The organism is Chryseobacterium indologenes (assembly GCF_002025665.1).
GTDB lineage: Bacteria > Bacteroidota > Bacteroidia > Flavobacteriales > Weeksellaceae > Chryseobacterium > Chryseobacterium metallicongregator.
Window position 1 is genome coordinate 1,751,874 of sequence record NZ_CP018786.1, and the last position, 11,904, is coordinate 1,763,777.

7 protein-coding genes are annotated in these 11,904 nt (G+C 36.0%); 5 read left to right on the forward strand and 2 right to left on the reverse strand.

The window, feature by feature from the left end; all coding sequences use genetic code 11:
• Positions 1-80 precede the first annotated feature (80 nt).
• Positions 81-785, forward strand: a complete 705-nt coding sequence (locus tag BUE84_RS07900) for a class I SAM-dependent methyltransferase (protein ID WP_079241155.1) — start codon at positions 81-83, stop codon at positions 783-785.
• 182 nt (positions 786-967) lie between these two features.
• Here BUE84_RS07900 and BUE84_RS07905 read toward each other — a convergent pair whose 3' ends face one another.
• Together BUE84_RS07905 and metG are read right to left on the reverse strand one after the other, a co-directional pair.
• Positions 968-1,633: a hypothetical protein gene (locus BUE84_RS07905; RefSeq protein ID WP_079241156.1), complete on the reverse strand. Its 666-nt coding sequence runs from the start codon at positions 1,631-1,633 to the stop codon at positions 968-970.
• A 64-nt stretch (positions 1,634-1,697) separates the two neighbouring features.
• Complete coding sequence (gene metG, locus BUE84_RS07910; protein ID WP_079241157.1) at positions 1,698-3,734, reverse strand: methionine--tRNA ligase; 2,037 nt, start codon at positions 3,732-3,734, stop codon at positions 1,698-1,700.
• Between the two features lie 334 nt (positions 3,735-4,068).
• Here metG and BUE84_RS07915 point away from each other — a divergent pair, with 334 nt between their 5' ends.
• The 4 genes from BUE84_RS07915 to BUE84_RS07930 all read left to right on the forward strand — a co-directional run bounded on the left by BUE84_RS07915 (position 4,069) and on the right by BUE84_RS07930 (position 11,873).
• A complete protein-coding gene (locus BUE84_RS07915; RefSeq protein ID WP_145953224.1) occupies positions 4,069-6,930 on the forward strand; it encodes a SusC/RagA family TonB-linked outer membrane protein in 2,862 nt (953 codons plus the stop codon).
• Positions 6,931-6,943: 13 nt separating this feature from the next.
• The gene (locus tag BUE84_RS07920; protein ID WP_079241159.1) at positions 6,944-8,503 is read left to right on the forward strand and encodes a RagB/SusD family nutrient uptake outer membrane protein; all 1,560 of its coding nucleotides are present in this window, start codon (positions 6,944-6,946) and stop codon (positions 8,501-8,503) included.
• 17 nt (positions 8,504-8,520) lie between these two features.
• Positions 8,521-9,633, forward strand: a complete 1,113-nt coding sequence (locus BUE84_RS07925; protein ID WP_079241160.1) for a SusE domain-containing protein — start codon at positions 8,521-8,523, stop codon at positions 9,631-9,633.
• A gap of 83 nt (positions 9,634-9,716) precedes the next feature.
• Positions 9,717-11,873 carry a glycoside hydrolase family 97 protein gene (locus BUE84_RS07930; protein ID WP_079241161.1) on the forward strand — a complete coding sequence of 719 codons (2,157 nt, stop codon included), beginning with the start codon at positions 9,717-9,719 and terminating at the stop codon, positions 11,871-11,873.
• The last annotated feature ends 31 nt before the right edge of the window (positions 11,874-11,904 follow it).

Here is an 11,904-nt window from a genome sequence, read left to right on the forward strand (position 1 = left end):
TATCATTCCATAGCAAATAAACCAGCAACTCGCAACAAAATAAACTCGCAACTATCATCCTGAACCCGTATCTTTGCCCCATGAAAGATTTAATGGGCAGAGCGATCTGGGATTATTATCACAATGAAAATCCGGAGGATCTGCAGACTGAAACATCAATTTCTGAGCTGGATGAACTTCCGGTGGATTATTTATTCAGAGATTTTGAAGAAATGAATGATATTGAGCAGAAAGCACTCCATGTATCCGAAGGAAAAGTTCTGGATATCGGAGCTGGAGCCGGTTCTCATTCTTTATTCCTTCAAAACGAAAGAAACCTTGAGGTGACCGCATTGGATATTTCACCAAAATCTGTTGAGGTCTGTAAACTGAGAGGAATTAAAAAGGCCGTTTGTGAAAATATGCTTGATTTTTCCGGAGAAACTTTTGATACCATTTTATTATTGATGAACGGTACCGGAGTTTTTGAAAGCCTGGCGAAAATTGATACCTATCTTCAGAAACTGTACACCTTGTTAGATGATAAAGGGCAAATCCTGATCGACAGTACGGATATCCTTTATATGTTCGACCGTGATAAAGATGGCGGAGTGTATATTCCTGCAGGAGGTTACTACGGAGAACTGGAGTATGTGGTTCATTATAAAGGAGAGTCTGAAGAACCGATTACCTGGCTGTATCTTGACTTTAATACGTTGAAAAATGCTGCCACAAATAATGGCTTCAAAATAGAAAGAGTTTTGAAAGACGAAGATTCTTACCTGGCCAAACTTACTAAGAAATAATTGACAACAAGTCATTGCGAGCTGAAAGCGAAGCAATCTCAAAAACAATAGTGTCATTCTGTAAACCGGGATGACTTTTTTGTAGTTATTCTAGCCCCGATAGGAACGGTTACCCCACAGCATGCGGTTGGCTCCGGGCCAGGCGCGAGGAGTAAAAGTGGATAGCGGGAAACAGCTCCTTATTATGGTCTGAACAGATGGATGGCTCTTGCAAACGGATAGAAAGAAAACCATTCCTGAAAATAAAAATACATCAGAACAGCGGTTCCGGCGCATAAAATCACTGGAAGAATATAAGACTCTGCACGGTAAGGAAGTTTTTTTGGAGTTGCTAAAACGCTGATGACAAGTAAACCCAAAGCACCTACTGCAATGACTCCAATTTCGGGACTGTATCTGGAAGTGGTACCAAAGTCGAAATGCGAAAGCAGAACGTATTTTTGAAACATAAAAAAAAGAAAACCAAATGCCAGTGCTAAGAAGCTTGCAGGATATTTTTTTAGTTTAACTAAATTAAGGAATAGTAAAATAGCCCCCGGAATTGGAGAGAAAAAAACGGTGCTGACAACAATAGTCATTCGTGAATAAAGACTGATGGCCTCCGGATCTTCTGTGATATGGTCTTTCCAGGTTTCTACTTCTTCTGCATGTTTGGCTTCCTCTTCCTGTTTTTTATGCTGAATCAATTGCTGAACAGCTGTTTTTTCCATTTCACTGAAAGTACGCCCTCTTTCTTCCAGAATTTCAAAAGCGATCTGAACGGCTTCCGGAACAAAGCGGTTGCCTTCTTTTAAATATCCTTCTAATTCCTGATTGGAAAGCTTTCTCAGAACATTTCTATTGACCATAAGCTGTGTATAAAAGAAAGGCTGCTTCTTGTGAAACAGCCTTTGATCTTTATAAGGATTTTAATTATCCGATCTCAATACCGTTTTCAACATTGCTGTCATCCGGTGTTACGAAAGATAATTTTCCGTCTGGTTTTGTTGTTAATAATAACATTCCCTGAGATTCAATTCCTCTGATTTTTCTTGGAGCAAGGTTCAGAAGGATCATCACCTGCTTCCCGATTAATTCTTCAGGAGTGAAACTTTCTGCAATACCAGAAACAACAGTTCTTACATCTACTCCTGTATCTACAGTAAGTTTTAATAATTTATCTGCTTTTTCTACTTTTTCAGCTTCTAAAATGGTTGCTGTTCTAAGGTCTATTTTAGTAAAGTCATCAAACGTGATCTCCTCTTTCATAGGGTTTGCGTTAGGGTTTGTTTTTTTATTGTTTTGTTTTGTGTCTTCCAGCTTTTGGATCTGAGCTTCAATGACATCATCCTCAATTTTTGAGAAAAGAAGAGATGATTCGTTGATTTTGTGCCCTGTTTCAATTAATACTGATTGGTTTTCAATAGAATTCCAGTCTTTCTTTTCAACATTGAACATGTTTAATAATTTTTCGGAGCTGAAAGGCATGAAAGGCTCGCATAACTGAGCTAAAGCAACAGCTATCTGCGCCCCGACGAATAAAGATTGAGCTGCTTTTTCAGGATTGTCCTTAATGGTTTTCCAAGGTTCTTCTGTCTGAAGGTACTGGTTTCCAAAACGGGCAAGGTTCATTAATGCAGTTAATGAATTTCTGAATTCATAATTTTCAAGGAATCCTGAAATTTCTTTTGCAGATTTACTTATTTCCTGCAATTCAGGACTGTTGATATCACCTTGTGGAATAATGCCATCATAATATTTATGAATAAGAACCGCAACTCTGTTGATGAAGTTTCCGAAGATTCCTACCAATTCAGAATTATTCTTCGTTTGGAAATCCTTCCATGTAAAGTTGTTGTCTTTAGTTTCCGGAGCTGATGAAAGAAGAGCATATCTTAAAACATCCTGTTGTCCAGGGAAGTCTTCTACATATTCATGAGCCCATACTGCCCAGTTTCTTGACGTTGAGATTTTATCGTTCTCAAGGTTCAGGAATTCAAAAGCAGGAACATTTTTAGGCAAGATATAATCTCCATGCGCTTTCATCATTGAAGGGAAAATAATACAGTGGAAAACAATATTATCCTTTCCGATAAAATGTACCAGATCGCTTTCTGGACTTTGCCAGTAATCTTTCCAGTCTTTTCCGTTTTTCTCTGCCCATTCTTTAGTGAAAGAAATATAACCGATAGGAGCATCAAACCATACATATAATACTTTTCCTTCAGCATTCGGAAGAGGAACCGGAACTCCCCAGTTAAGGTCTCTGGTCATCGCACGAGGCTTAAGGCCATCATTTAACCAAGATTTAACCTGTCCGTATACGTTAGGCTTCCAGTCATCTTTATGACCTTCAATGATCCATTCATTGAGGAAATCTTCGTATTCGTTTAATGGCAGGTACCAATTTTTTGTTTCTTTAAGGATAGGAACATTTCCACTAAGCATTGATTTCGGATTAATCAGTTCAGAAGGAGAAAGGGTAGAACCACATTTCTCACACTGATCCCCGTAAGCGTTTTCGTTACCACAATTAGGACAAGTTCCTACAATATAACGGTCAGCAAGGAATTCTCCTGCCTGCTCATCAAAATACTGCTCAGAAATTTCTTCCGTGAATTTTCCTTTCTCGTATAAAACCTTGAAGAAATCCTGGCTGGTTTCATAATGGTTTTTAGACGTTGTTCTGGAATATTCATCAAATGAAATTCCAAGGTCAGAAAAAGATTTTTTAATGATCTCGTGATATTTGTCAACGATATCCTGAGGAGTAACTCCTTCTTTTTTTGCTCTTATGGTAATAGGAATTCCGTGCTCATCTGAACCACAGATAAACGCTACATCTTTTCCTAATCTTCTCTGAAATCTTGCGTAAACATCCGCAGGAATATAAACACCTGCCAAATGTCCTATATGAACCGGACCGTTTGCATAAGGCAAAGCTGCCGTAATCATCTTTCTGTTTGACATTTATAGTAAAGTTTTGACTGCAAAGATAAGGAATATCTGTTGAATACCGCTATTGGTGGCATTATTATGATGAAGAAAGCAAATTTAAGGAGCTGAATATGAAATTAAGTTAAACAGTTGTTTAACATTATCTTAATTTAAAACAAATATTATGCAATGCATAAGACGTTGTAAATTATTGGATTTTAAAAAACTAACTAAAATCGGTTTCGTAATATACATAATTTTAACTAAAATTATATTAAATTTATAATAATTCTAATTTTTTTTTAAATTGCGAGTCTGGCTTTAGGCTAAAATAAGACTGAAAACGAAACTATAAAAAAATAAGATTGTGAAGAATTTTACAACAGTATTAAAAATCGCGCCCGCTTTTTTACTGGCCAGTACAGTAATGCACGCGCAGAAAAAAGATTCTCTTCCTCAGGAGAAGAAAATAGAGGAGGTGGTCTTAGTAGGATATGGGAAGCAGAAGAAATCTGATCTTACGGGTTCTATCACTGCGGTCTCTGAAAAGGACTTTAATAAAGGTGCTATTGTTTCAGCCGATCAATTAATTACCGGTAAGGCTCCTGGTGTAAGAATAACCAATGCTGGTGGGTCACCAGATTCAGCTCCCAATATAAGAATTAGGGGAGGATCTTCTTTTAGTGCTAATAATAATCCCTTGATTGTTATTGATGGTGTTCCTTTAGATACCAATAACCCAGCGGGTGTAGGTAACCCTTTGAATCTGATTAATCCAAATGATATTGAATCTTTTTCAATATTAAAAGATGCTTCTGCAACAGCAATTTATGGAAACAGAGGTTCAAACGGTGTTATCATCATTAAAACAAAAAGAGGTGGTGGCAAACTTAAAATTAGTTTGAATACTAATGTTTCTGTAGGTACAGTAACAAGATATATTGATGTTATGAATGCTGATGAGTTTACAAAATTCATCAATCAAAATTATCCTAACTACAATTATTTATTAGGTGTTGGAGGAAGTTCTGCAAATCCAACACAACCGGGTACAATCTACAATACAGATTGGCAAAAAGCTATTTATAGAAACTCTGTATCTTCAGATAATAATTTGAGTATATCAGGAAGCTTGTTTAATAAAGTTCCTACAAGACTGTCAGTAGGTTATAATAGAACGGAAGGGGTTATTAGAACAAGTGATTATGAGAGATTTTCGACAGGATTAAACATTACCCCTTCATTTTTTGATAATCATTTAAAAATTGATATTAGCTTAAAGGGATTATTTTCCAAGCTTAATGCAATTGATGACGGAGGGGCTATTGGAGGGGCAATCAATATGAATCCTACGCTTCCAATTTATCAGTCTCAGACTAATTTAACAGGTGACCCATACAATAGATTCGGAGGTTATTATCAGAATATTGTTTTAAAAGGAAATCAATATCTGATTCAAGGACAGAGTAATCCTTTGGCGATTCTTATGCAAAGAAGCTCGCCACAAAAGATTGCTAAATTTTTAGGTAATGCTGAGATTAATTATAAATTTCATTTTTTACCTGACCTGAGAGCTATTGTTAATTTAGGTTTAGAAGCTTCAAGATCTAATTTAAAAACAGTTTATTCAGATAATGCAGTGGCAACGTATAGGAATCCACAAAATTTATTTGTTCCTAATGATTATGTATTCAGTCCTGGAATTGATTATGCAGAACATCAGAATATTGTAAATCAAACAATGGATGCCTACTTGGTATATGAGAAAAAATATTCAGGATTTCTTTCTCACTTCTTAGTGCAAGGAGGATACTCCTATCAGAATTTTAAAAATGATGGATATAAAGATCAATATAGGTATGATGATGTGACAGGACATAGAGTTCCAAACCCAGGCACTGCTTTGAATCCAACGAACAGATATTATAATGTATTAAATTTACAGTCATTTATAGGAAGAGCAAATATTGATTTCTATGATAAATATTTGTTTACATTAAACTTCAGAGCAGATGCATCTTCTTTATTTCAAAAAGGTGAACGATGGGGTTATTTTCCAGGGGTAGGTTTTGCCTGGAAAGTTAATAAAGATTTCTTCACAGAATCTTCTTCTGTAAAAGATCTGAAATTAAGATTGGGATGGGGAAGAACAGGTAATGCTGATATTGTGAGTGTAGCTGGATTTTATCCTTCAAGCCCTTATTTCTCGATTGGTGGCTCCAATTCACAATATTTTCCAGGAGTTGGAACATACAGTGCATTGCCATTTAATCCTGGTTTAACATGGGAGACTACAGAAACCTGGAATGCTGGAATTGATTTTTCATTCTTCAGCCAGGATAGAATATCAGGAAGTATTGACGTCTACAAAAGAAAAACAACAAATCTTTTAGCAAAAGTACCATTGCCGGCAGGGCAAGGTTTAAGTAATGAATTTACTACCAATGTAGGGTCTCTTGAAAATAAAGGGGTTGAATTCAATTTGACAGTAGTTCCTGTAAAAACTGAAAATTTAAATTGGTCTGTTTCAGGTAATTTTGGTTATAATGATTCCAAGATCTTAAGTTTAGGTGATGTTAGCTATTTTCCTGATAACTCAAGTACACTTCCAATTGGTACGGGGATAAAAATTGCAAATAATGCAATAGGCTATCAACCTTATTCGGCATGGGTATTACAACAGGTTTATGATGCAAATGGTAAACCGCTTGATAATGTATATGTAGATAGAAATAACGATGGGATTATTAATGAGAAAGATAGGTATTATAAGGCAATAAGACCAAGGTGGACATATGGTTTCAGTACTTCTTTAACTTATAAAAACTGGGATCTTAATGCCGCTTTCAGAGGACAAATAGGAGGATTAATCTATAATACTAGAAAACTTGCGCAAGGCTTTAAAAGCTATACCGTTCCTCAAAACTCACAAAACTTAAATAATGTGCTTACTTCAACCGCAGATTCTCCATTTACATTATCAGATAATCTGTACTTCTCAGATTATTTCTTAGAAGATGCTTCATTCTTGAAACTTGATAACGTAACGATAGGTTATCTGTTTAAAAATGTATTTAAGAATACTAATGTAAGAGTATATGGTTCTGTAAATAACGTTTATACATGGACTAATTATTCCGGGCAGGATCCTGAAAACTTTACAGGTATTGATAATAATTTTTATCCAAGACCAAGAACTTATACCATTGGATTTAATTTTAATTTCTAAAAGCACTTAAAAAATGAAAAATACTAAATATAAAGTACTGGCTCTTTTGGCTTTCTTAGCAATAAATACTGCTTGTCTTAATGATTTGGATACAGAGCCTAAAGTAGAACAAACTTTAGAAAACCTATTGGCGGCAGATCCCAATGCTGTTGAAGGGCTATTGTCGAGATTATATGCGAGTTTTGCACTTTCAAGTGTGGAAGGTCCTGATAAATCGGATATTTCAGGTGCGGACCCTGGAGAATCACCATTTGTAAGAGGACTTGTTAATCTACAGGATTTCACTGCAGATGATATGAAAAACAGATGGGGAGACAACGGATTGGATCAGTTGACAACAACTGCCAACTGGACTTCCAATAATAAGTTTTTCAAGTATGTCTATGATAGGATTTATTATACCGTTCCACAGGCAACAAATTTGATTCTTATTATGAAAAGTGATAAGGTAAATTATGCCAATAAAAATCAGGTGGTTGATGAACTTAGATATTTAAGAGCATTATCTTATTACTATTTAATTGATCTTTTTGGAAAAGGAGCTTTGGTCACGGATGAAAATTTTAATACAAGTGCCCTTTTACCAGAAACATCAAGAAAAGATCTTTTTAATTATGTTGAAAGTGAATTATTGGCAATAGAAGCTACTCTGCCTGCTTCAAACTCATATGGAAGAGCGAATAAAGCCTGTGCAAGAATGCTTTTAGCTAAGCTATATCTAAATGCTGAAATATATACGGGAACACCTAGATATAGTGATGCGGCCAATTTTATTAATAAAATTATTAGTGAAGGAGGATATCAGCTAGAAACTAATATCAGAAAGAATTTTTCTTCAGATAATAACACTTCTAAAGAAATTATATTCCCACTTTTAGCAGACGCTGTTTCCAGCCAAAGTTTTGGTAATACAACTTATCTTGTAAATGGAAGTATAAGTACAGATACAATGGTTCCTGCTGACTTTGGAGCTAAACAGGGTTGGGCAGGTCACAGAGCTACAAAAGCTTGGTATGGATTATTTGGAAATAGTATTGCAGATCTTCAGGCAAGTCCTGATAAAAGAGCTAAGCTGTTCTGGACTCAAGGTCACAACTGGGAAATGAATGATTATAAAACATGGTCTGATGGATTACCATCTGATAAATTCTGGAACAAAGATTCAAATGGAGCAGGTGGAGCAACTGATTTTTCTTCTACAGATTTTCCATTATTCAGATTGGCAGATGTTTATTTAATGTATGCTGAATGTGCTTTAAGGGGAGCTGCTGGAACAACGGTCCCACAAGGGTTGATATACTTGAATCAGGTAAGAGCCAGAGCAGGGGCAACAGCATTAAGTGCAATAACTCTGGATGTGGTTTTAGATGAAAGAGCCAGAGAATTGAACTTTGAGGGAATGAGAAGACAGGATCTTATCAGATTTGGTAAATTTACAGGAGGTACTTACTTATGGCCTTGGAAAGGAGGAGTGAAAAACGGAACTTCAATTTCGGATAATTATAAAATATTCCCAATTCCAAGTACTGCTTTACAATCGAACCCTAATTTAACTCAAAATCCAGGTTATTAATTTAAAAACTAAAAAAAATGAAAAAAATATTCAATGTTTTATTAGTGACTATGGTAGGTTTATACCTTATCTCATGCTCTAAGGAGGAGGATAAAATAGAGTTAAATAATACTTCACAGGCTAAAATAACTTCAGATAAAACTTCTGTAGTACTTGATGAAACGAAAGCAGGACAAAATGCAATGACTGTCACTTGGGAAAATCCAACTTTTAATCCAAGTGTGGGATTCAACAATTCTCTACAGTTTGCAGTAGCCGGAACAAGTTTTGCAACAAACGTACTTCAGGATCTGCCTTTAGACCAAAAAACTTTCTCACTTACTCATTTGCAGCTTAATAACATCCTAGCACAGCTGAATGTTGCACCTGATACAGCAAAGCCTATTGAAGTGAGAATGAGAACAGCATTAAACAGCACTACTTTCTTTTATTCTAATGTAGTTACTGTAAATATGACAGGGTATAAGCCAAATCCGGATCTTATTTATCCAAAAATAAATGTTCCCGGAGGATATGCCGGAGCAGCAGGATATGCAGATTGGGAGCCAACCAATTCACCCAATTTATTTTCACCTGAGAAGAATGATAAATACAGAGGATTTATTTATGTAACTAATCCCAATAGTGAGTATAAGTTTACAATTAATCAAAGTTATACTGGAGATAAGGGAGACGATGGTACTTTTACAGGGAAATTAGTGGAAACAGGAGAAGTTAATGTAAAAGCTGTTGCGACAGGAGCCTATTACATCAATGTAAACTGGGCTGCTAATACCTATTCTTCAGTCATTGCCAACTTCGGAGTTATCGGAGATGCAACGCCTACGGGATGGGGATCAGATACTGATTTTGTATATAATCCTGCAACCAAAACTTTTGTGATTAATTCTATTGCATTATCAAGTACCGGAGTATTTAAATTCAGAGCCAATGATGATTGGACAATGAAATTCCAGCCAAAAGATGCAGATCAGACTCTGGTTTCCGGAACTGCTGTTCAGTCTTATTTAAGCGCAGAGAACACGGTAACAGGAGATCCTGCCTATAAAGTGTCACAGGCAGGTAATTATAAAATTGAACTGGATTTACACAATTCAGCATATTACAAACTAACCATTACTAAATTGTAAATTAAACTAAACAAACTAAAATAAAGCAAAGTGCTGCTTTACCGTGGCACTTTATCTATTTTTTAAGTTAATAAATAGTCATTATGAAGAAAATTACAGTTGGAGCACTTTTGCTCTCAATGATGTTTACAGGTGTGAAAGCCCAATCTTTAAAATCTCCGGACGGGAAATTTGAAATGAATTTTCAGCTGAAAGAAGGAGTTCCTTACTACAACCTTAAGTATAACGGTGCAGTAGTAGTTGAAGATTCTAAATTGGGATTGAGATTATTTAAAGACACAGCCATAAAATTCGCTTCTGAGATTGCCAAACCAGAAGATGCAAAATACGATCTGAACAACGGTTTTGCAAAGACAGATGAAAAAAGAGACTCCAAAAATGAAATCTGGCAGCCGGTTTTAGGAGAAAAGAAAAATTATATCAACCACTACAACGAACTGGCAGTTACCCTGAATCAGGCTTCTACAGACAGAAGTATTGTGGTGAAATTTAGATTATTCAATGATGGTCTTGGTTTCAGATATGAATTTCCGCAACAGAAAAACCTTAATTATTTCGTCATCAGAGAAGAAGATTCTGAAATTGATTTCCCTACCGATATGAAAGCATGGTGGATGGTTGCAGATTACGATTCTCAGGAATATCAGTATCAGGAAACTAAAGTTTCTGAAATCCCTTCAAAATGGGACAAAGCATACGATGCAAATGCTTCACAATCATTGGTGAAAAATGCAGTTCAGTCTCCTTTAATGCTTAAAAAAGAAGGAAAAGAACCTTTATATATTAACGTTGCTGAAGCTGCTGTATTAGATTATCCGGCTTCACACCTTGAGGTTGATGCACAGAATTTTAAATTCAAAACGCATTTGACTGCCGACAGACAGGGAGCGAAAGGATATATTCAGACTCCGTCAGTAACGCCTTGGAGAACGATTATTGTAGCTCCGAAAGCAGAACAGGTGATGGATTCTAAAATGATCTTTAACCTTAACGAACCTACAAAGTACACTGATACTTCTTATATCCACCCTACAAAATACATGGGAGTTTGGTGGGAAATGATTATCGGAAAATCACAATGGGCTTATTCTACTGCTGAAAATGTTCATTTAGGTAAAACAGACTTCGCGAAATTAACTCCAAACGGAAAACATGCAGCCAACAATACAAAAGTTAAAGAATATATTGACTTTGCTGCAGAAAACGGGTTCCAGGGATTATTGATCGAAGGATGGAATATCGGTTGGGAAGACTGGTTCGGACATTCAAAAGAATTTGTTTTTGATTTTATTACTCCTTACCCGGATTTTGACATCAAAATGTTGAATGAATATGCGCATTCAAAAGGAATTAAACTAATCATGCACCATGAAACTTCAGGTTCTGCAACGAACTACGAAAGATGGGCAGACAAAGCATTCCAAACGATGAACAAATATGGATATGATGCTGTGAAAACCGGATATGTAGGAGATATTATTCCTAGAGGAGAACATCACTATTCTCAATGGACTATCAACCATTACTATAGAATTGCAGAAAAAGCAAATGATTATAAAATCATGGTGAATTCTCACGAGTCCGTACGTCCTACAGGAGAAAGCCGTACTTACCCGAACTATATCTCTGCAGAAGCAGCCCGTGGAACAGAGTATGAAGCATTCGGAGGAAATAAACCAGATCATCAGACGGTTCTTCCGTTTACAAGATGGATGGGAGGTTCTATGGACTACACGCCGGGAATTTTCCAGACAAAGTTAGACTACTATTTCCCTGGAGATAACCGTTTTGTAAAAACTACACTGGTAAAACAGCTGGCTCTTTATGTAACAATGTATATGCCGCTTCAGATGGCTGCAGATCTTCCTGAAAACTACAAAAAGCATATGGATGCATTCCAGTTTATCAAGGATGTGGCAGCAGATTGGGATGATACCAAAATTTTATCAGCAGAACCTGGTGATTATGTGGTTACAGCGAGAAAAGCAAAAGGTACTGAAAACTGGTTTGTAGGAGGTATTACCGATGAAAACAAACGTGAGTATACAGTAGACTTCTCTTTCTTAGATAAAGGAAAAAAATATGAGGCAACCATCTATGAAGATGGAAAAGATGCTGATTATATTGATAATCCTCAAAGCTATAACATCTACAAAAAAGAGATTACAAGTAAGTCAAAAATTAATTTTAAAATGGTAAGAAGTGGCGGTTTCGCAGTTTCAATTAAACCAGTAAAATAATTGTAAAGATACACTAAGGTGCCCCGGTTTA